21 protein-coding genes and 2 tRNA genes are annotated in these 22,101 nt (G+C 40.6%); 4 read left to right on the forward strand and 19 right to left on the reverse strand.

Going from position 1 to position 22,101, the window contains the following annotated elements; translation table 11 throughout:
* The first annotated feature begins 713 nt into the window (after positions 1–713).
* Both BM386_RS05315 and yidC read left to right on the forward strand, forming a co-directional pair.
* On the forward strand, positions 714–2,330 hold the full coding sequence (locus BM386_RS05315) for a CTP synthase (protein ID WP_091692060.1): 1,617 nt from the start codon (positions 714–716) through the stop codon (positions 2,328–2,330).
* Positions 2,331–2,371: 41 nt separating this feature from the next.
* Positions 2,372–4,180 carry a membrane protein insertase YidC gene (gene yidC / locus BM386_RS05320; RefSeq protein ID WP_091692061.1) on the forward strand — a complete coding sequence of 603 codons (1,809 nt, stop codon included), beginning with the start codon at positions 2,372–2,374 and terminating at the stop codon, positions 4,178–4,180.
* 61 nt (positions 4,181–4,241) lie between these two features.
* On the opposite strand, the gene BM386_RS05325 is transcribed toward yidC, so the two are convergent.
* On the reverse strand, positions 4,242–4,487 hold the full coding sequence (locus BM386_RS05325; RefSeq protein ID WP_091692062.1) for a YgdI/YgdR family lipoprotein: 246 nt from the start codon (positions 4,485–4,487) through the stop codon (positions 4,242–4,244).
* Positions 4,488–4,781: 294 nt separating this feature from the next.
* Positions 4,782–4,855: transfer RNA gene (locus tag BM386_RS05330), tRNA-Arg, on the reverse strand.
* 181 nt (positions 4,856–5,036) lie between these two features.
* On the opposite strand from BM386_RS05330, the gene BM386_RS05335 reads away from it, so the two are divergent.
* On the forward strand, positions 5,037–5,792 hold the full coding sequence (locus BM386_RS05335; protein ID WP_091692063.1) for a porin family protein: 756 nt from the start codon (positions 5,037–5,039) through the stop codon (positions 5,790–5,792).
* Between the two features lie 46 nt (positions 5,793–5,838).
* On the opposite strand, the gene BM386_RS05340 is transcribed toward BM386_RS05335, so the two are convergent.
* Together BM386_RS05340 and rpoN are read right to left on the reverse strand one after the other, a co-directional pair.
* Positions 5,839–6,459: a PA-phosphatase gene (locus tag BM386_RS05340; RefSeq protein ID WP_091692064.1), complete on the reverse strand. Its 621-nt coding sequence runs from the start codon at positions 6,457–6,459 to the stop codon at positions 5,839–5,841.
* Complete coding sequence (gene rpoN / locus BM386_RS05345) at positions 6,459–7,913, reverse strand: RNA polymerase factor sigma-54 (protein WP_091692065.1); 1,455 nt, start codon at positions 7,911–7,913, stop codon at positions 6,459–6,461. The genes BM386_RS05340 and rpoN overlap by 1 nt, the downstream gene beginning before the upstream one ends.
* Before the next feature lie 177 nt (positions 7,914–8,090).
* On the opposite strand from rpoN, the gene asnS reads away from it, so the two are divergent.
* Positions 8,091–9,542, forward strand: coding sequence for an asparagine--tRNA ligase (gene asnS, locus BM386_RS05350; protein WP_091692066.1), 1,452 nt, complete (start codon positions 8,091–8,093; stop codon positions 9,540–9,542).
* Between the two features lie 39 nt (positions 9,543–9,581).
* Here the strand turns inward: asnS and BM386_RS24100 are convergent, their stop codons facing one another.
* The 15 genes from BM386_RS24100 to BM386_RS05425 form a co-directional block, all read right to left on the reverse strand.
* On the reverse strand, positions 9,582–9,872 hold the full coding sequence (locus BM386_RS24100; RefSeq protein ID WP_091692067.1) for a type II toxin-antitoxin system RelE/ParE family toxin: 291 nt from the start codon (positions 9,870–9,872) through the stop codon (positions 9,582–9,584).
* Positions 9,873–9,874: 2 nt separating this feature from the next.
* Entirely contained in the window at positions 9,875–10,099 is a 225-nt protein-coding gene (locus BM386_RS05360) for a hypothetical protein (protein ID WP_091692068.1), read from the reverse strand.
* Between the two features lie 47 nt (positions 10,100–10,146).
* Positions 10,147–11,334, reverse strand: a complete 1,188-nt coding sequence (locus BM386_RS05365; protein ID WP_091692069.1) for an MFS transporter — start codon at positions 11,332–11,334, stop codon at positions 10,147–10,149.
* A gap of 62 nt (positions 11,335–11,396) precedes the next feature.
* On the reverse strand, positions 11,397–12,866 hold the full coding sequence (locus BM386_RS05370) for an NAD(P)H-hydrate dehydratase (RefSeq protein ID WP_091692070.1): 1,470 nt from the start codon (positions 12,864–12,866) through the stop codon (positions 11,397–11,399).
* A gap of 1 nt (position 12,867) precedes the next feature.
* A complete protein-coding gene (locus tag BM386_RS05375) occupies positions 12,868–14,181 on the reverse strand; it encodes an MFS transporter (RefSeq protein WP_091692071.1) in 1,314 nt (437 codons plus the stop codon).
* A 63-nt stretch (positions 14,182–14,244) separates the two neighbouring features.
* A complete protein-coding gene (locus BM386_RS05380; protein ID WP_091692072.1) occupies positions 14,245–14,709 on the reverse strand; it encodes an ExbD/TolR family protein in 465 nt (154 codons plus the stop codon).
* 1 nt (position 14,710) lies between these two features.
* The gene (locus BM386_RS05385; protein WP_091692073.1) at positions 14,711–15,346 is read right to left on the reverse strand and encodes an ExbD/TolR family protein; all 636 of its coding nucleotides are present in this window, start codon (positions 15,344–15,346) and stop codon (positions 14,711–14,713) included.
* A gap of 1 nt (position 15,347) precedes the next feature.
* Positions 15,348–15,677, reverse strand: a complete 330-nt coding sequence (locus BM386_RS05390; RefSeq protein WP_091692074.1) for a hypothetical protein — start codon at positions 15,675–15,677, stop codon at positions 15,348–15,350.
* Between the two features lie 56 nt (positions 15,678–15,733).
* Entirely contained in the window at positions 15,734–16,537 is an 804-nt protein-coding gene (locus tag BM386_RS05395) for a MotA/TolQ/ExbB proton channel family protein (protein WP_091692075.1), read from the reverse strand.
* A 576-nt stretch (positions 16,538–17,113) separates the two neighbouring features.
* A tRNA-Ser gene (locus BM386_RS05400) sits at positions 17,114–17,200 on the reverse strand.
* Positions 17,201–17,299: 99 nt separating this feature from the next.
* Positions 17,300–18,367 carry an asparaginase gene (locus BM386_RS05405; protein ID WP_091692076.1) on the reverse strand — a complete coding sequence of 356 codons (1,068 nt, stop codon included), beginning with the start codon at positions 18,365–18,367 and terminating at the stop codon, positions 17,300–17,302.
* Positions 18,364–19,140 carry a TatD family hydrolase gene (locus tag BM386_RS05410; RefSeq protein WP_091692836.1) on the reverse strand — a complete coding sequence of 259 codons (777 nt, stop codon included), beginning with the start codon at positions 19,138–19,140 and terminating at the stop codon, positions 18,364–18,366. The genes BM386_RS05405 and BM386_RS05410 overlap by 4 nt, the downstream gene beginning before the upstream one ends.
* The gene (locus tag BM386_RS05415; RefSeq protein WP_091692077.1) at positions 19,137–20,264 is read right to left on the reverse strand and encodes a glycosyltransferase; all 1,128 of its coding nucleotides are present in this window, start codon (positions 20,262–20,264) and stop codon (positions 19,137–19,139) included. Before BM386_RS05415 ends, BM386_RS05410 begins: the two co-directional genes overlap by 4 nt.
* A complete protein-coding gene (locus tag BM386_RS05420) occupies positions 20,261–20,887 on the reverse strand; it encodes a polysaccharide deacetylase family protein (RefSeq protein ID WP_091692078.1) in 627 nt (208 codons plus the stop codon). The genes BM386_RS05415 and BM386_RS05420 overlap by 4 nt, the downstream gene beginning before the upstream one ends.
* A gap of 1 nt (position 20,888) precedes the next feature.
* Positions 20,889–22,100, reverse strand: a complete 1,212-nt coding sequence (locus BM386_RS05425) for a PP2C family protein-serine/threonine phosphatase (RefSeq protein WP_091692079.1) — start codon at positions 22,098–22,100, stop codon at positions 20,889–20,891.
* Between the last annotated feature and the right edge of the window lies 1 nt (position 22,101).

The following is a 22,101-nucleotide window of genomic DNA, read 5'->3' on the forward strand; positions in this document are numbered from 1 at the left end:
AGAAAATTTAGCACATAATTCTTTACTACTAATTTCACTTTGACGAATACTTCTTTGCTCCGGAAAGTTTGAAAAAGCATTTCCTCCTAGCCTCTAGATTAGAGAAATCAGAACTTGATTCCATTTCAATTAAGACAATGGGGATATTATATAAGAAAAATGATTTATTTAGTTTCTTCTTACACTAAAACTCAATACACTTTCGTTGTCGCATCTCAAGATTTCTATTTCTTAATTAAACAAAAAATCATCATCTATGGATTTAATTAAAATGAGATAGAATACACTAGCATTGATACTATCAGGATGTTCCTCAAACTCAGTTCAACCAACTGTATTTATTAACTCGGCGAATTAACTATAAGGCATTCGCTATCAACTCATTAAAACTTATTATCAGTTAATTAATATTCAACCACACACTGATTTATAAGGGTAATTTCTCACAATTTAGCATTCATTATAGTTAGGAGTTTAATAAAAAAACGAGGTAATGACTGGAAAAAAAGTCAAACAAGGGCAGCAAGAAACTAGGCTCTGACAACCCATTTTTGAAAAATTGTCACGTATTGTCAGCTTATACTTTGTGACAAAACCAGAAGAAATTCGAGAAAAGTGAGGTATTTCAAGTTCAAAAAGCCAGAAATCGGGAATTTTTCCATAATTTTGAGCCCCATAAGAATCCAACCAAAATCCCATCCTCCCCCATTCTTATGGCTTCAAGCACCAAATACATCTTTATTACCGGAGGCGTCACCTCCTCTCTCGGCAAAGGCATTATTGCAGCTTCACTAGGCAAGCTATTACAGGCCAGAGGCTTCAGAGTGACCATCCAAAAATTTGACCCGTATCTTAATATCGACCCAGGAACTCTAAATCCTTACGAACATGGAGAATGCTATGTGACGGATGATGGAGCAGAGACTGATTTGGACTTAGGGCATTACGAGCGCTTTCTGAATATCCCCACCTCCCAGGATAATAACATCACTACGGGTAGAATTTACAATAATGTGATTACCAAAGAGCGTAAAGGTGAATTCCTTGGCAAAACCGTGCAGGTAATCCCACATATTACCGATGAAATCAAAGCCAATTTTTATAAACTAGGCGAAGACGGAAAATTTGACGTCGTCATTACAGAGATCGGTGGCTGTGTAGGTGATATCGAATCACTCCCGTTCATTGAAGCGGTTAGGCAAGCAAAATGGGATTTGGGATCAAATAATTTCTTGGTAATACACTTAACGCTGATTCCATTCCTAAAAGCAGCAAAGGAATTAAAGACCAAGCCAACCCAACATTCTGTAAAGCAATTGCTCGAAGCAGGTATTCAGCCGGACATTCTGGTATGCCGTACCGAATATCATCTGCCTTCTGATGTAAAAAAGAAGCTTGCACTATTCTGCAACGTGCAACTGAATAACGTGATCGAAGCAATGGATGCGGACTCTATTTATGATGTCCCCTTGCTGATGAAAAAGGAAAAGCTGGATGAGCGAGTGATGACAAAGCTCAAGCTGACTTCTAAGGAAAACACGGATCTGGAAAACTGGAAAGATTTCCTCGGGAAGCTTAAAAATCCTACACAAGAGGTAACCATAGGTCTTGTCGGGAAGTATGTATCTCTTCCAGATGCGTACAAATCAATTATCGAAGCCTTTACACATGCAGGTGCTTCTATCGAGTGCGATGTAAACCTACGCTTGATTTCATCGGAAGAATTAAATCCAGATAACATCGTTCAAAAACTAACGGATTTAGACGGAATTGTCGTAGCGCCAGGCTTTGGTGAGCGTGGTTTTGAAGGGAAAATCGAGACCGTGAGATACGCTAGAGAAAATAAAATTCCGTTCCTAGGGATTTGCTTAGGAATGCAGGTGGCTGTGATTGAATACGCCAGAAATGTACTCAACCTAAAAGACGCAAACAGCACCGAAATGGATCCAACTACTACTAACCCAGTAATTGGATTAATGGAAGAGCAAAAAAATATTGATCAAATGGGCGGAACTATGCGTCTTGGTGCGTATGCTTGCGACCTCAAAAAAGGAAGTAAAGCTTACCAAGCCTATGGAAAGTCTAAAATCCAAGAAAGACACCGCCATAGATATGAGTTCAATAACGAGTATTTGAAGGAAATGGAAGCCAGCGGGATGATAGCCACAGGCAAAAACCCAGAGACAGGTTTGGTAGAAATAGTTGAAATCAAAAGCCACCCATGGTTTGTAGGAGTTCAATTCCACCCAGAATATAAAAGTACAGTACTTACCCCTCAGCCACTGTTTGTGAAATTCATACAGGCGGCAGTTGACAAAAAAATTAAATAAAACTCCCCGAAGCCTCACTTTCGGGATTACGATTAATCTTTATGGACAGAAATCAAGCAACTGGTTTGATTCTTTTTGCAGCGGTTATCCTTGTTTATTCGTATTTCTTTGCGAGTACACCTGAGATACCTGAAGCTGAAACAGCCAGTGCCACCCAAACAGAATCAGTTCAATCAAATGCAGCTAGCCAACCCCCATTAGCAGAGACAGTTTCTGAAAATGATAGTACGCTAGATGCTGCAAGACTTGCAAAATACGGTGCATTAGCAACCTTGACAGTAGGAGAAGAAGAAACACTTACCCTAGAAAATGACTTAATCCAGGTTGAAATTTCTTCTAAAGGAGCGCAGGTCAAAAAAGTAATCCTAAAAGAATACAAAAGCTGGAAAATGGAGCCTTTGGAACTCATCAATGCAGAGAGCTCCAATATGGATTTCATCATCGAAAGTAAAAGTGGCCCGCTCAACCTAGGCGATCTTTATTTCAGCCCGTCTGTAGAAAGCAGCCAAAATGAAGATGGCGTGTCCATCCAGACACTAACACTTCAGGCAGGTACAGAAAGCGGGCAAATCATCCATACGTTCACTCTTGCTGACGGCAGCTACCAAGTACACAAATCATTTGAAGTAGATCGCTTCCAAGGAGTATTTACCGGAAATGCACTCGCACTGAACTGGGAAGATCAGGTAATTGCGCAAGAAAGTAACCTTGCAGAATCCAGAAGACAAGCGCAGCTTAATTACTATACTACTTCAGGATCATTTGACAACCTCGGAGCTGGCAATGATCTGGAAACTGAGACTATTGCCGAGCCAGTCAAATGGGTAGGTTTTAGCCAGCGATTCTTTACCGCAGCAATGATTGCTGACACTGAGTTTCAAAGCGTGTCTATCACCCAAAGTACTCCTGAGGCAGACAGTACCATCGTACGGAATATGGCCACCAGTCTTTCTATCCCTCTTCAAGATGGTAAGGCTGGATTTACATTTTACTTCGGACCAGACCAGTACAACACACTCAAAAAAGTCACTGATGGCTTTGAAGACAATGTGGACATGGGATACTTTTTCGTCTCATGGGTGAACAAATACATCATCGTGAATCTTTTCGCCTTTTTGGAGAAGTTTTTCACCAATTACGGGGTGATCATTATCATCATCGTTTTCCTGATCAAACTGGCGCTTTTCCCACTTACCTATAAATCATACATCGGTATGGCCAAGATGCGTGTGATCAAGCCTGAGATCGATGAGCTGAAAGAGAAATACGGAGACGATGCCACTAAGATGCAGCAGGAGCAAATGAAGCTCTTCTCCAAATTGGGAGTAAGTCCTATTTCGGGATGTTTGCCAATGGTGCTACAGATGCCATTCCTGTTTGCCATGTTCTTTTTCTTCCCAAATGCGATTGAACTGCGTCAGGAATCATTCCTTTGGGCAAATGATCTCTCTACCTACGACGTGTTTTTCAAACTCCCATTTACCATCCCTTTCTATGGATCCCATGTGAGTATGTTTACGCTCCTGATGACGGTTTCTCAGATTATTTACACGCACTTTAACAATCAGCTGACTACAGCAACAGGACCAATGAAAAACCTGGGCTATATCATGCCTGTGATGTTCATGTTTATCTTGAACTCCTATCCTGCAGGTCTGAGTTTCTACTATTTTGTGTCAAACATGGTGACATTTGGTCAGCAAGCTTTGATCAAGCTATTTGTAGATGATGAGAAAATCAGAGCAAAAGTGGAAGAAAGCAAAGCGAAGAATGTCAATAAAAAGAAATCGAAATTCCAGCAAAAACTGGAAGACGCGATGAAAGCAGCTGATAATTCGAAAAAGAAATAAATCAAAAAAAGAGCCCGATATGGGCTCTTTTTTTTGCTCTAGTTATCCAGAAGGAACGTAATTATTCGCAGGAATAGCTAGTGTAATCATCCTTGAAAAGTGACCAGATCTTTCCATCTTCATCCCGATAAGTGATCGCCTGCGTACGCTTACTGATCTCGATATTCCCATTACTCACCACCGTAGTCCCATCGACAAGCTGTATCGTGCATGGACCGTTCACATCTAAAACATCCACTAAGTCTGTCTCCTCAAAAAGGCTACAACTCGCTAAACCAAAAAACAGAACAGGCAGGTACTTTTTCATTAGTTATCTCAAAGGGCTAAAAGGATTGACTAAAATGAGTAAAAATTACTTCTAAAAAAAAATGGATTTATACACCTCAGTCAGCAGCGGCTAACAAGCCACCCGTTTGATTGAGCGTTGTGACCTCGTCAGAGCCTTTCCCGTATCAGCGGGAATTCAAATACCGAAATTCGGCACTGGCTCTGAAACCTTCCCGAACCCTGTTCGGGATGCGCTATTCAGTAGAGCTATAACAACGCAGCTAGCAATAATAGAACTAAAATGAAAAAAGCCCAACCGTTAGGTTGAGCTTTGTGACCTCGTCAGGATTCAAACCTGAAACCTCCTGAGCCGTAATCAGGTGCTCTATTCAGTTGAGCTACGAAGCCGAATTGGAATGCAAAGGTATTTAAAAATCGATTTGATGCAAGCGCTAACCCCTAAGAATTTTTATAATTTTCTTTGCTAGCTTACGTTCCTACTTAAGAATAATTAAGATCAAAAGAGGGGTAAATCCTCTGGGATTTCCTATTTTTGCCCGCATTGAGTGCATTTAAGTAAACCAATTTGATGAAAAAAATATACACCTTCCTGCTCGCTTTTGTTTTAATTCAAGGAGCATTCGCTCAGGACAGCTTACAAATCGCCAAAAAACCAAAGACTCCAATCGGCGGAAGACCAAATATCCCAAGTGATTTGAAGTTTGAGTTTGGCTTTAATCAACTTAACAATAGATCAGAGGACCTAGGCATCAATTTCTTTGCCTCCCGCACTTTCAATGTTTATTATCAATACCCTGTAGCTATTTTTGGAGACGCATCTGGATTTACTATGGACATAGGAATCGGAGTCGGTACAGATAAATATGCCTTCAAGGACGACCAGACTTTGTATAACAATCCTGCACTGGGACCTGAATCCAGCATATTGCGGGATATCACAGATGTATTGGGAGACGATATCAGGATTAAAAAGAACGTCGTTGCTGCCAACTACTTTGACATGCCGATCGACTTCGTTTACCACTTTAATAAAAACAACTATTCTAAAGGCTTTAAAATAAGTGTAGGAGGTAAAGTTGGCTACTTGTATGAGTCGCACACCAAAGTAAAGTATGAGGATTCAGACAACCTGAAAAGACAAATCAAAGACTCTCAGAATTACGGTTTCGAAAAATTCAGATACGGAATATCTGTCAAAGCCGGTTCCCCAGGATTTTATGCCTGGAGTTACTTCGGGCTGAATAAGGTATTTCAAAAGGGTATGGGACCAAATGGCACAGAAGCCACTCAAATCAACTTTGGTGTAGCGGTGAACGTTTTCTAACAATATTCACGACATAAAATTAAACCGGGGTAAGACTCGGTTTTTTTTATGCCCAAATCCAACTAAAACCCACAAAGCATAAGACGAAGCCAAACAACAAGCCAACGTAAATCTCAATAGGCCTGTGCGCTTCCAGGTACAATCGAACAGTAGCAACTAACCCAGTCAAAATCAAGGATGCAAGTAGTGGATATAGGGGTTGAAAAGTAGGGAATCTAATTCCCAGCACAACTACCACGGCAACTAACCCTCCCAATCCTGTCATATGTGCCGACATTTTCCAGGCAAAGGTAACTAGGGTAAGTCCAACAATTGCCAAAGTAATAACTCCAAGTACCTGCCATAGAATGGGATCCAGCTCCTTCTTTTGGTATAAAAAATAGACGGTAAGCACATAATAAATACTAGTAACCGAAAACGGGATAGCACGATCCTTTAACTCTGCCATGTGAACGCTTTTAAGCGTCCCACTCAATCGTAAGCCTAGAATGGTGATCATCGGAATCGCCAAAGTGGACAATACAATCAAGTAAAAGATTCGGACTTTAAACTCCTGAGGGATACTAGTGGACTCCGGTACGCTAAACAACATCAATCCAAAAACTAAACTTGGAATGACCAATGGCTGTAAAACAACTGAAACAATCAACGAAAAAATTCTCCCCACTACAATTCTTTTCTTAATCTAGCTACAGGGATTTGAAGTTGCTCACGGTATTTCGCAACCGTTCTCCTCGCAATATTGTAGCCTTTTGCGTTTAGCATTTTGACCAACTTATCGTCAGAGAGTGGTTTCTTTTTGTCCTCAGCATCCACCATACCTTGGAGGACAAACTTCACTTCACGATTACTTACATCTTCTCCACTATCGGTAGCTATACCTTCTGAGAAAAAGTATTTAAGCGGATAAACACCAAATTCGGTCTGGATAGCCTTACTATTTGCTACACGGGAAACAGTAGATATATCCATGTCAATTCGTTCCGCAATATCCTTCAAGATCATCGGACGAAGGTTGGTTTCATCCCCATCGATAAAAAACTCTTTTTGATACTGGAGTATAGCCTCCATAGTTCTCAAAAGCGTGTTTTGCCTTTGCTTGATCGCATCGATAAACCACTTGGCAGCGTCTAGCTTTTGCTTGACAAAAGTGACGGTCTCCTTCAGCTTTTTGTCTTTTTTATCACTTTTATCATACGCATCGAACATTTCGGAATAGGATCTTGAAATCCTCAATTCAGGCGCATTCTTAGAATTTAGGCTGATTTCAAATTTACCTCCCACATTGGTCAGCATGAAATCCGGGATAATGTACTGCGTACGCACCAGACCATCTGCCACTCCTCCTGGCTTGGGATTGAGCTTAGTGATCAGATTGACTGCATCTTTCGTCTCCTCGTCTGTAAGATCACAACGCTTCTGAATCTTGGAATAATGCTTCTTGGTAAACTCATCGAAACAGTCATGCATAATTCTCAAGGCATTCATCACTGTTGGATCATCAGGATGCTCTTTGCGCTCAAGCTGGATTGTCAAACACTCCTGAAGATTTCGAGAGGCTATTCCTGCTGGATCAAAATTCTGGATTTTTCTCAAGATCTCCTCCAACTCATCTATATCCGTTTCTATATTCTGGCTGAACGCCAAATCGTTGATAATAGCTTCTAGATCTCTACGGATATAGCCGTCGTTTTCTATGCTACCAATTAATTGCTCACCGATGATTTTTTCTCTCTCGTCAAGTCTAAGAAAGCTTAACTGCGAAACCAGCTGCTCGTGAAGTGAGGACTGACTGGAAATAGGCATCTCCCGGTCTTCTTCATCAGCATTGTAGTTGCCGTCACCCTGCATTTTATATCCTCCGTACTCGTCGTCCAAGTAGTCATCTATATTTACATCGCGCTCTTCCTTTATAGATTCCTCTTCGTAGTTATCATCAAAGTCGTCCTCCGCACTGTCCTTTTCTTCTGTTTTTCCCTCTTCCAGCGCTGGATTAATCTCGAGTTCCTCTTCGATTCGGGTATCCAATTCGGCCGTAGGCACCTGCAGCAATTTTATAAATTGTATCTGCTGGGGTGATAGCTTCTGGGAAAGTGATTGGCTAAGATTTAACTTTTGCATTCAGTATTTGGTAAAACCTGCTGTTTGGGTTCAAAAAAGGCCTTTTCTCTTGAAAAAGCCCTAATGCCAAAGTTAGGAAAAACGAGCAATTTTTTGATAAAAAGCTTATTTAATCGTTTTTTTGCATTCCTTTAAATTATTAGCAGGACATTAAATTCTGCATTAACAAAACACCAAATGGCATTTAACAAACGGGTCAAAATCAAGACCATCCTAGACACGAATCCTATCGGGACAGAAGTGACACTAATGGGCTGGGTACGTACAAAAAGAGGAAACAAAAATGTTTCATTCATTGCACTGAATGACGGCTCCATTATTACCAATTACCAAGTGGTGGCTGACCCAAATTTGATTTCAGAGGAAATCCTGAAAAAATGCACCACTGGAGCATGCATTAAGGTGACCGGAAATGTAGTAGCGTCACAAGGTGCAGGTCAGAGTTCTGAGTTAAATGCTACTGCAATAGTAGTATTAGGCGAAGCTGATCCTGAGAAATATCCTTTACAGCCTAAAAAGCATTCCATGGAGTTTCTTCGGGAAAATGCTCACTTGAGAATGCGCACCAATACATTTAGTGCGGTTTTCAGGGTACGACATGCCTTGGCTTTTGCTGTGCACAAATATTTCAACGATAAGGGCTTTTTCTATATACATACACCTATCATCACTGCATCTGATGCAGAAGGAGCCGGAGAAACATTCAAAGTCACAACGCTCGATTTGAAAAACCCTCCTAAAACGGCAGAAGGTACAATCGATTACAAGCAAGATTTCTTCGAAAGAGAAACTAACCTGACTGTATCAGGCCAACTAGAAGGGGAATTGGCCGCTATGGCTCTTGCTGATATCTATACTTTCGGTCCGACATTCCGTGCAGAGAATTCAAACACTACTCGCCACTTGGCTGAGTTCTGGATGATCGAACCAGAGATGGCATTCTACGATGCGGAGGACAATGCTGATCTTGCCGAGGACTTCTTGAAATATGTGATTCGATATGCACTGGATAACTGTGCAGAGGATCTTGCTTTCCTTGATTCCAGGCTTCAGGAAGAAGAAAAAGTAAAACCAGCTGATCAGAGAAGCGAAATGAGCTTGATGGATAAGCTGAAATTTGTAGTGGACAATGACTTTGTGAGAATCACCTACACAGAGGCAATTGACATTCTTAGAAATTCCAATCCGAACAAGAAAAAGAAATTCTCTTACCTAATTGATGGTTGGGGAGCAGATCTACAGTCTGAGCACGAGCGGTTCTTGGTTGAGAAGCACTTCAAAAAACCGGTGATTCTTACTGACTATCCAAAAGACATCAAGTCCTTTTACATGCGTCAAAACGACGATGGAAAGACCGTTGCTGCCATGGATATCCTATTCCCCGGAATCGGCGAAATAGTAGGAGGATCACAGCGGGAGGAAAGAATGGATGTCCTGACTAAGCGAATGGAAGAAATGAACATTCCTCAAGACGAGATGTGGTGGTACCTGGACACACGCAGATTCGGAGCAACACCACATGCAGGTTTCGGATTGGGTTTTGAGCGAATGGTGCTCTTTGTCACCGGCATGGGAAATATCAGGGATGTGATCGCATTCCCTAGGACTCCTGGAAACGCAGAGTTCTAAAAAAACTAAATCCTCGGCATAAAATGTCGGGGATTTTTTCTATGGCCAATTCTCGGGATTTCTTCGGACATCGAAAATCTCCAAAATGATAAAATTTGAAGCATCAAACCTATAAAATAGAATAACTTGCTTTTGCAAAACGAAAGAATATATACCTCTTTCTTTAGAGTATATTCTTCCAATTTCAGGGTTTTCGCATAAAAGAACTAAAATATTATCAAGCCTTTGAACAAATTTTCGCGATGTACTAACCCCAAAATTATTAACCAAATACTTCTGAATAAAAGACAAGCTTAAAGATGCCTTTTTCATCATTCGTATCTTCCTCATGTTTAAATAATACTTTTCTTTACATCCGACCAATCAATAAGATTTGATTCATCAAAACTTTCATCGTAAGACTTAAAAAGTTGGTCTTTCTGCTCTTCCGTAAGCTGAATAACAGAAGTGCCATCATCTACTTGGTTAACAATATCTATAAGAATCTCTAGCATTACTTCGTCAGAAATTAAATCGACTTTTTGCTTTAGCGTTTTCTTCAATTCAGCTACCGACATGATTTTTAGTGCTTTAAATAAGTGCAGATGAATTTACAAAAAATAAATTAACTCACCACTTTTATCCTTTTTGCAAGAGGAATACATACCAAACTACAGGCAATAGCGATATATCCCACTACATTGTAATTGGTCAATTCTCCCGCAGCATTTTCACCGATGATTATCCCTGCAAGTAATGACGCAGCACCTGTCGCTAATTGCTGTACGGCCGAATTGAAGCTCAGAAAACTCCCTCGATTCTCCGGTTTGGAAGTGCCCGTCACAATTGCCGCTGCCGGTACATATCTGCCATTTGACGTCACAAAGAACATCGTGGAAACCATCAAGACAAAAGGAATGGGTGTAACACCCAAATGGGTAATGATGGCAATAGGGATCAGATTTAGAAGCATGAAAATGATAAAGATCTTCTGCTTACCATACTTATCAGAAAGCTTCCCCACCCACGGCGAAGTAAAAATCGTAAATGCGCCCCCAGCCATATAGATGTAGGTAAGTTGAAGCTCAGTAAATCCAACGTTTGCAACAGTATAAGGACTCAAAAAAGGGATAATCATAAACTGCCCGAACATCATCATAATCGAAAGTGTAATAGCACGCATTTGATTTGAATCACTGGTCACTCGACGAATTACCACCAAAGGATTTGGCCGTACTATGTCATTTTTAAGATGCGCTGTGATAGTAGGGATGTATCTTACGATCATTCCCAAAGCCAAAACTGACAAGCCTGTAAGAATAAAAAATGGTGTATGCCAATCCGATAAACTTGCCAAAAACAAACCAAGTGGTACACCAAGAACTGAGGCTACTGAAAATGCAGCCATTACCAAACCCATGGCTCTGCCTCGTCTGGAATCAGGAATCACATCTCCGATAATCGCTAAAATCAATGCTGAAGTCAGACCTCCAAATAACCCTGAGATCACTCTGGCAACCAAGAGCACGGGATAGCTGGGAGATAAAGCACAACCCAAAGTAGCGATCGCAAAACCAACATAAACCCAAACGAGAATTTTCTTTCGATCAAATCGATCCAGAACAAATGCCCCAAAGAAGCTGGAAATTCCTGCACTGAATGTATAGCATGACACCAATAACCCAAACTCACGAGGGGTGATATCAAAGATCCTCATTAACTGAGGACCTAAGGGCATCAAAATCATGAAATCGACAATGTGGATAAAATTAATGGCCGCTAAGGTCCAAAGCAGTAGCTTTTCTTTGTTCATGGTAAAATTGGATAAGCAAAGAACCTAAGAGAAACAGATAAAGTTTACCTAGGAACAAAGAATCAGAAAATACCCAATTGAATATAGGTATCCGGAATTGCGGCGATAATATCACTGGCAATCATCGATCTCCTTTTGGATTTTGAAGCCATTTCCCCCGCCAATCCATGTTGATACACCCCACAAAGCGTTGCATTCTCAGGAGAATAGCCCATCCCCAGAAAAGACGTAATCATTCCTGTAAGCACATCACCTGATCCTCCAGTTGCCATGTATTTGGTGCCGGACGAATTTACAACCTGCCTGCCATCTGGCAAGCTAATGACCGTGTTAGCACCTTTAAGCACGAGAATCAACTCATTGTCAACAGCAAACTTTTTAGCCATTTCCAAGCGCTCTATATGATTGCGAGCTAAACCTACATGCCTGTTAAACTCTCCTATATGAGGAGTTAAAATTGAATTCTTAGGAACTAAGGATAGTAGATCAGGAAATCTAGCCATAATATTTAACCCATCTGCGTCAACAACGATAGGCTTTTTGAAATCCTGTAAAAACTGTCTAAATAAACGCTCTCGATTTTCTATCCCCCAACCAGGACCAATTCCCACTGCATCGTAAAACTCCGGGTTTGGAATCAAGCCCCAAGAAGCCATAGCCTCAGGAACAGCCGTCTGAATGATAAAGCGCTCAGAGTCTTCCATATGACAGGTGACCAATCCAGAGCCAGTTCGCAAGGCACTTTTCGCACAAAGAATGAGTGCTCCCATCTTACCGGGACTTCCCCCCAGAAGTAAGATTTTACCCAAATCACCTTTGTAGCTAAATCTATTAAAAACCTTATGTAATGAAGGGATATGATTGGCTTCAAGGTAATGCATCGATGAGTTAATGCCTTTGTAGGCAGCATTTACAACCCCAATTTTAAGTACTACCAGATCCCCAACATACTCGGCATTTTCAGGAAAAATCAAGGAAAGCTTTGGAAACTCAAAACTAACAGTGAAATCTGCTTGCACTGCCGTGTTTGAAATAATTTCATCAGAAGGCAAACCAGAAGGAATATCGACACTAATAACCTTCCCTTTGAATTCATTTAGCCTAGTAATGTATTCAACTGCATAAGGTCTTAGCTCACCATGCACCCCCACGCCAAGAAATGCATCTATCAAAATAGAGTTCTCTGGAAACTGCCAATCTTCAAAGGATAAAATTTCAATTGACTTTGGGAGTTTATTATAGTTCAAAAATCCATCAGTACTTAATTTATCTGGAGATTCAAAACACTGAAGGATAGAAACTGAATATGAATGCTCCGTTAAAAGTCGGGCGATAGACAACCCATCGCCTCCATTATTCCCCGCGCCAACAGCGATTAGAACGAATGAAGCAGTAGAAAAACCTTGGCTCAAATACCACTTCACAAAAGCCGTCGCAGCAGCTTCCATCAATTCATGGCTTTCTTGTCCAGTTAATTTTAGATGCTGCGCATCAAGTTCTTTGACCTGATCTCCAGCTAGTATTTTTTGCATGTTATACTATTTCAGTTTCCAACCCCTTTTTTGGGATAGTAACTAAAAGTAGGAAACCTAAGCCAACAAGAAAAAATATACCAAGAGAAAGAGCTGAGTTCCTCATACTTCCTGTGAGCTGCTCAATAAAACCGTAGGAAAAAGTACCTAGTACAATGGCCATTTTCTCTGTCACGTCATAAAAGCTAAAATAGGAAGCATGATCAGTAGTTTCTCTAGGTATTAATTTGGAAAAGGTAGATCGGGATAAAGACTGTATTCCGCCCATCACTAACCCTACTACGAATGCCAAAGCAAAAAACTCATAAACAGTATAGACATAATAAGCTCCAGCGCAAATGGCCACCCATACTAACACCATGATTACCAAACTCTGCTTATTTCCATATTTTTTTGAAATATATGCAAAGAAATAGCTGCCGGCTATAGCCACTATCTGAATTATCAGAATGGTCATGATTAGCTGATCACCTGGCAACCCAAGTTCTTTATCCCCAAATGTAGCTGCCAGATACATGACGGTCTGAACCCCCATGGAATAGAAAAAGAAAGAAGCCAGAAAGCGATTCATTACTTTTATTTGCTTCACCTCGTTCCAAACCTTGCGTATCTCTAGATAGCCTTTGAGTAGAAATTCCTTCTTAATATCCTTCCCAAAGGGATTATGAGGTAATATTCTAAATGGAATCTGAGAAAATCCTGCCCACCAAAGCCCAGTAATAAGAAAGGAAACTCTAGCTGCCATACCATCATCAGATAGCATAAACCATGAAGGGAACTGGATCATAAGTAGATTTATTACCAATAGTATAACGCTACCAATATAGCCTAGTGCAAACCCTTTCGCACTAAGGATATCAAACTTGTCGGGAGTAGAGATTTCAGGTAAGTATGCGTTATAAAACACGATACTACCAGCATATCCTACACTCGCAAGAATACTGAAACAGATACCCCACTCTAGATTTGGACCGTCAAAAAAAAATAAGGCCATACAGGAGATGGATCCCAAGTAGGCAAAAAACTTCATGAACTGAAGCTTTTTTCCACTTGCATCAGCAATGCCGGAAAGAATAGGAGAAATAAGAGCAATTATTAAAAATGAGAAGGAAATGGAATAGGAATATAAAACTGTGTTTACAATTTCAAACCCAAAAAAATCAACAATATCATTGGCATTTAAACCTTTAGTAACGCTGTTGAAATAGACTGGAAAAATCGTAGATGTAATCACCAAGCTATAGACTGAATTAGCCCAGTCATACATGGCCCAGGCATTTTGAACCTTCTTGGTGTTTTTAAGAATTGACAGCATATATACTACAAAAAAAAGCTATCCCGGAAATCGGGATAGCTTTCATATATTCAATAGAATAGTTTAATCGTTATTTACTTTACCAGTTGAAGCGTACAAAATTCTTCTAGCATCAGCTTCTCTCAATTCGGTTTGAACATCGGAGATAGGGCCCATTTTCACATCTCTATCAGCTTTCATAGAAATAGTAATCAGTCCACGATCCGCTTCAGGTAGCAAATCACGCTCTTGGTTTACCCACTGAACAATATCAGGAGTATTCAACAAGGCATCATTGGCCTGTACTCTAGGTTCTGTACCGTAAAGTGCTGTATTCTTAGGCTTACCAATGAAGATATAAGAAATAAGCGTCTTCTTCTGAAGCTTTTGAAGCTGGGTAGCTTGAGGAATCTTCTGCTCCACCAAGATCTCCTGATCTCTTAGCACGGTTGTTACCATGAAAAAGAACAGTAGCATAAAGATAATATCCGGTAACGCTGAGGTTGGGATATTTTCCGAGACTTTATTTTTCTTTCCGAACTTTCCCATCTTAATTTCCTCCTATCTTATTAGGTTCTGCAATAGATATCGCCATTGGAATACCTTCTTTGCCTCGATCTTGTAAACTCACTTCAGCATCATTCTTACCAGTCAGAGCTCTATACTCATCAGTGCTTAAGTTGACGCGTTCAGCATAGATATCAAAATATGCCTTTTTGGTCAAGTCAAATACCTCAAGGTATTTATCATAGCTGGTACCACGGTCTGTTTTGATAGAAACTACAGCTTCTCCTGGATCATCAGAAGATTCTGGAAGTTTTGCAGACAAGGCTTTCAAAGAAGCTGGAAGCGTGTTATAAAGCGCGGCTGCCTCTTCATCTGGAGCACCAAAGTTTAGGATAAACGCTTTGATATCTTCATCTAATCCTTCAGGATCATCTCTAAATTCACCTTCAACCAACAATTGATCGTTAGCATTAAGTAGGATTGTAAAGATATTTCGCTCGTTCAGATCAATCTTTGGAGGAGGATTATTTGGATCTAGCTTCGGAGGAAGAATATTCAAAATACCCTTATCCGATGCGATCGTAGTGGTGACGAGAAAGAAGATCAGCAGCAGGAAAGCAATATCTGCCATAGAGCCTGCATTGACCTCCGTACTCATTCTATTTTTCTTTCTGGCCATATTACTTTATCGCTTTATTCAATTCTGTTAATACGATGCTAGCTAGAGCAACGATTGCAAGAATATAAGTGGTGATAAGCATTCCGCCAACCAACTGAGATCCGCCAGGAGTCAGATTGAAAGGAGAAGCTTCAAACTTAGGAAGTACTTCATTGCTTGATATTGAATAAGCTATGAAGAATAATACAACTATACCAACAATTCCCACTGCAGTTTTAAGCAAGCTTTTTGGATTATCCAAAGACTTGATTAATGGCATTAAAACAGCCACTACAGCACCAACTGCGATTAGGATGTAACTTCCGTATAATAAGATGTCATAAGTATCCATAATGTAGTTTTTCTTTGAGGTTAACTTTTTTATTCAGGTTCAACAGAATTGACGGATTACTTACCAGTCAATTTATGTTTAACCAAGATGTCAACCAATGTAATGGAAGCATCTTCCATGTCATTCACCAAAGAATCAATTTTAGCTACACAATAGTTGTAGAACAACTGAAGGATGATCGCTACGATCAAACCAGCAACTGTAGTCAAAAGGGCGATTTTGATACCACCTGCTACTAGAGAAGGAGAGATATCACCTGCTGCTTCGATAGAGTCGAATGCACCGATCATACCAATTACTGTACCCATGAAACCCAACATTGGAGCAAGAGAGATGAAAAGAGAGATCCATACTAGACCTTTTTCCAATCTACCCATTTCTACAGAACCGTAAGAAATAATAGATTTTTCTACCATTTCGATTCCTTCAGAATATCTCATCAAACCTTGGGTAAAGATAGAAGCTACAGGGCCTTTGGTGTTTTTAGTAACATCTTTAGCTGCTTCTACTCCTCCTGATTCAAGAGCATCTTCCACTTTAGTCAACAATTTCTTAGTGTTGGTGGTAGAAAGGTTCAGGGTGATGATTCTTTCTAATGCAACCGCAAGACCCAAGATCAAACAGATCAATACTGGAGTCATGTAAAGAGGATCACCTTCGATGAATTTCTCTTTTACAACTTGGTGGAAGCTTAGCTCCTCTTCAACGATCTCATCGTCAACAATGGCAGGAGATGCAGCAGGCTCAACTGCTACTGGGGTTGGTTCTTCTTGTGCTGCGGTATCTGCATCTTGTGCGTTAGCGATAACAGGTGCGAATAGGATGCCTGCAAGCATGAACAAAGCGATTAACTTTCTCATAATGTGGATTTTAAATAGACTTTTGATAAAGGTTAAATGGTTTCTACTCTAGAATCGAGTTTTAAAGTTATCATTTTTTAAATTCAAAAAACAAACGACTCTTTTAGAATTTTGTGAAAAATCAGGCTTATATCTCAGGATTAAGCAAGGTTTTACACGAACGGACATATTTCCTTTTACATTTTAAAAGGTTACATCACTTCAAAACTCGCGACTAAGGTTCTTATTTTTTCGCAGAAAGAAAAATTAAAAATCCCTAGAGCGCTAAGCTTTCTTTTAAGCAAACTCAATATCCTGATTTAATGGCAATTACAATTTGGCACAAATACCATTTATATCAAGATGAATCTTTTGGAAAGGACAATAAGTTGCAAAAATCTTATAACAAACCAGCTACACTGCCCAATAGAATTAACAAAGTTTAAACTTTTTAGAATGCTTATATGGAAGCTGATTCCAAATCATCCCCAGCTCTGTAGGATATCGACCCGAGTTCACGAATTCTTGAAACCCGCTAGTGCTCTAAAATAAAAAGCCCTAACCATCAACAATTCAGACAGTTAGGGTTATATGATGTAGAGAGGAAGGGATTCGAACCCTCGATACCCTCACGAGTATACACGCTTTCCAAGCGTGCGCCTTCAGCCACTCGGCCACCTCTCTAGATGATTTTCTGATCCAGAATCCCGAATCGGAGTGCAAAGAAAATTATTATTAATGCCCTTTCCAAATAAACATGAAAAATAGCCAATGAAATTGCTCTTAAGCACTCATCTCCCCTGCCAAAGGCACTTTTAACTTGGCGATAATCTCTGAGTGTCTGCTTTCCTGACCTAGCAAAAACATCAATTTAGTCACGGCTGCTTCGGTGGTCATATCCGTACCACTGACCACTCCTACACTCAATAACTCCTTACTGGTCTCATATCTACCTTGGATCACACGGCCCCCATTACATTGAGATACATTCAAGATAATGATCCCCTTTTTGATTGCTCTCTGCAATGATTCCATAAACCAGGCCTCGCTTGGGCTGTTTCCAGATCCGTAAGTTTCCAAAACGATCGCCTTTAAACCTTTGATGTTGAGCGTGGCATCAATTACATTCTGCGTGATCCCGGGGAATAATTTGAGAATAAGCACATTATTATCAAGTGAATTTCTGTTCACCAATTTTTTATGTGTCTCTAGGGGGCGAATAGCTTGTGTATTATAATCTATCACAATACCGGATTCCGCCAGAGGTGGATAGTTCTCAGACTCAAATGCATCAAAATGAACACTTTGAACCTTCTTGGAGCGATTTCCTCTTAGCAAAAGGTGATTAAAGAAGATACATACCTCAGGTACAATAGGCTCTCCATTGATTTTTGCGGTAGCAATTTCTAAGGATGTCATCAGATTTTCCCTAGCGTCAGAACGCATTGCTGAAATAGGCAATTGGGCTCCTGTGAAAATCACCGGTTTATTTAGCCCCTGAAGCATATAACTAAGCATAGAAGCCGAGTAGGCCATAGTATCTGTCCCGTGTAGCACGACAAAACCATCGTAACTATCGTAATTTTCATAGATAATATAGGCCATGTCCTTCCAATGACTCATCGTGACATTCGATGAATCAATCGGCTCTGGGAAGGAAATTACTGTGATGGCAATATCCATCGTGTAGAGAATAGGAATCTTCTCCAAAATCTGTCCGAAATTAAATGGCACTAATGCCCCGCTATCATCGTACGCCATCCCAAGTGTCCCTCCAGTATAAATAATCAATACTGAAGAAGTTTTGCTGGTACGCATTGCGGTATTTAATCGTACTATCTTATAATTCATGATTCAATCTCACGGAAAAGGTTGAGGGCGTTTTGTTTTGTCTTAAGAGCTACCTCCTCTTTCGAAATCTGTAGGTAATCTCCTATTTTCTCTGCAATAATAGGTAAATAAGCTGGAGAGTTCCTTTTTCCTCTAAATGGCACTGGAGCAAGATATGGAGCGTCCGTTTCCAGCACTAAATGCTCAAGGCTAACCTCAGGAATAACTTTATCTAACCCGCCGTTCTTAAAGGTAGCAACGCCGCCAATCCCAAGTAAAAAGCCCATTTCAATAATTTGCTTTGCTTGATCTAGATTCCCATTAAAGCAATGAAAGATCCCTTTCAGCTTTCCATCATGCTCCTCACGTACGATTGCAATTGTTTCATCCATTGATTCACGGCAGTGAAGTACTATGGGCAAGTCTCTCTCTTTCGCCCAATTGATCTGAATTCTCAATGCTTCTTTTTGCTGCTCAAAAAATGTCTTATCCCAATATAGATCTAATCCAATTTCCCCAACAGCTGCAAATTGGCGCTTGTTCAGCCAGTCTTCCATTATAGCCAGTTGCCCACGAAAATCCTCCTTTACATCGCAGGGATGCAAACCCATCATCGGAATGCATAGCCCAGGATATTTCTCCTCACAATCCAGCATTGCTGAGATCGTCTCTACATCTACATTCGGCATGTAAACCCGCTCTATGCCAGCATCTCTGATGTCTTGGATCACCTGATCCCGATCCGAATCAAACTTAGAGGAATAAATATGTGCGTGGGTTTCTATGTAGGTCATTGGTAAACTCTGGTCTTCCATTTTGTCTTGGAAGGCCAAAAATAGTAAAGAATAGTAAGGACGGTAGTACAGAAATTATAAAAATCAAAAACTAGGAGATAAAGCCAGTTGATTTTCACCCTAACTTTACTGGTTAAGCCAATCAGGAAAATGCCTTGTAGAAGAGACTTGAATAAAGCTAAACTCAGCCCTAATGATGGCTTCAGAACAATCAGCCCTATTGCTGCCACAAAGTAAACAACCTGTATTGCTAGAATTAACTTCCAGTAAACCGGCAAGGTCATCACTCCACTCATCCATCGCTTTCGCTGATCAAGTAAAGCTTTGAAACTGACTTCAGGTTTGGTGATGGCAAGCATTTTGGAACTTACCTGATGAGCGATTTTGAAACCTGACTTCTGAATAGCTCTGGAGATCTCAAGATCCTCAGTGAGACAAAAAGGCAAGTCCTTAAAACCTCCAGACTTCTCATAAGCTTCTTTACTGATCACCATGTTGTTTCCAAGTCCTGTTGTCTGAATCCTCATGTCCGTGGCTACTTTGACAAACCCTAGGGTCAACCACCAATCAACTTCCTGAAACTTTTCCAATAAACTAGTTGCCTTCACTTGGGTAATCCCTATGAGCAGACCGACATTTTTGCTAAAACATGAAACCCCTTCCCGTATCCAATTGGGATTTACCTCACAGTCAGCATCGGTAAAAAAGTAATATTCACCTGTGGCTTTTTCCTCCAAAATCGCCAGCGCATTTGCCTTTCCATTTTGATTATAAAAACCAGTTTGGGAGGAGCTCACTGTAAGAAAAGTTCGGTTTGGCATCCTTCCACACCAGTCAGTCAGTATCTCAGCTGTAGCGTCTGAACTTTGATCATCAGCAAATAGAAATTGTATTCGATCCGAAGGGTAGTCTAATTTTTCAAAAGATCTTAGCAGATCAGGAAGATCTTTTTCCTCATTTCTAGCCGCTATCAGCACAGAGACTTTTGGAAAGTCCTCTTTTATTGGCTTCGAATGATCTTTCCAGAAAAAACGCAGCAGAACCCATGCTACTACAAATTGGATATAAAGTAGCCCTATGACTAGTTGTGCAAGTATCACAAATAGCGCAATCCAAGCAATCATAACACATCGGTTTTCCAGCCCATCTCCTGAATATAATCTAGGTATTGCGGCAAAATCTTCGGCAAAAGTTCTTTGGTCTTCAATTGATCATGAAAGACCGCAACACAGCCTTCCTTCGAATGCTTAATAGATTTTCTTAAAACCAATTCAGGGTCCAGGCTTTGATCGTAATCTCCCGAAAGCATAGACCACATTACAATCTGTTTGAATTTGGAAACCTCCACAGCTTGTCTTGAACTGATCAAACCGTATGGTGGCCGAAAAAGCTTAGTTCTGACCCCCATTACATCTTGGAGGGCTTTATCGCAAAGTTCAATATTATCGAGATAAACCGACTTTTCTGTCTTCCAGCCATGGAGATGATTAAATGTGTGGTTACCGATTTTATGGCCTGAGCTGACAATGTCTTTAGCTAAAGATGGATTCTTTGCCACATTATCACCAACGACAAAAAAGGTTGCATTCTGATTTCTTTTGGCTAATTCCTCCAATACAAAATCAGTGACGCCAGGCACAGGCCCATCGTCAAAAGTCAAGAAAATCGTATTATCTGCTGCACTTTTCTTCCAAATCCGCTCAGGATAAATCATCTGAAAAAGCCTTGGAACGGTATGCCATATCATGCTATTGAAACTTTAAGCTGAGCAAGGTCAAGTCATCTCTCAGCGGAATGTCTTTCGAAAAAGTGTTGATCTTCTTCAGAAACTTTCGATGAAATTCATCAGGATCCAGCCCTCCATTTTTAGCCACAAATTTCTCCAATCGCTGCTCTCCAAATTCCTCTCCGGATGGATTCATAGCTTCGGTCAATCCATCAGTGTAGAGATGCAAAGAAAAATCAGTCAATTTCTCACGCTTACCTACCTCCAGGAAAGGCAGCTCATCAAAAGCTCCTAGAATAGTGGTACCTGCGTCCAGATTCTCTCCTTTTTCTGCGCCTTCTCGATAAAGCAAAGGTGGATTGTGCCCGGCATTGACGTAGGTCAGTTTTCGGGTTTTGAAATTGAAATACCCTAGGAAAAACGTTATGAATCGCTCGCCATGCGTATTTTCATACAAGGTGTAGTTCAATTGCTTTACTACCATTTCCAAATCTGCATCGCTGCGCAAAAGCGTACGAAGAGCCGCCTGGAAATTCGACATCAGCAAAGCCGCCGATATTCCCTTTCCGGAAACATCTGCAATACAGAAATAGACTTCATCCTTGGATTTTCGGATCAAATCATAATAATCCCCGCCCACCATGCTGTGAGGAAGATAGGTCACTTTTGCCTTCAGTTCCTTGTCAATGGGCAACTCTGCCGGGAAAAGCATCTGCTGAACCTGCGAGGCAATCGCAACTTCACGATTTAAGATTTCCTGCTCCAGTTGCTTTCTGGCAAATCGCTTATTTTCCAAAGCCACTACCAGAATATTCGTTAAAGCCTGCGTGAAATTTAGGTCTAAGTCCAGACTCAAATCCTTTCGCTTGAGGAAGAGAATCGCCAGCATTTTGTCCTTGTGATAGACTGGCAGATACGTTTCAAGCTCCGCAAAGGAGTATTGTTCTTCTAATTCCAACCTTAATTCTCCCGTAGCTTTTTCATCCACCACCTGATCGGAAGAAATCAGCTTGGGCACATTTCCTTTGACTCCGTGGGAAATTTTATTTTCAAAAGCCCCCTCTTTGGCAACGTATAGAATCAAGGATTTGATATTCAAATGAACTAGGCAGGTAAACTTGAAAATATTAAGCAAAACTGCCTCTGACTGGTTTTCATTAATAGCCTGGGTGATCTCCAGAAGAGATTTCAATTGCAGTTCCTTTCGTTCGAATTTGTGTGTTTCTTTGATCAAT

This window comes from Algoriphagus locisalis (assembly GCF_900116615.1).
In the GTDB taxonomy this organism is placed as follows: domain Bacteria; phylum Bacteroidota; class Bacteroidia; order Cytophagales; family Cyclobacteriaceae; genus Algoriphagus; species Algoriphagus locisalis.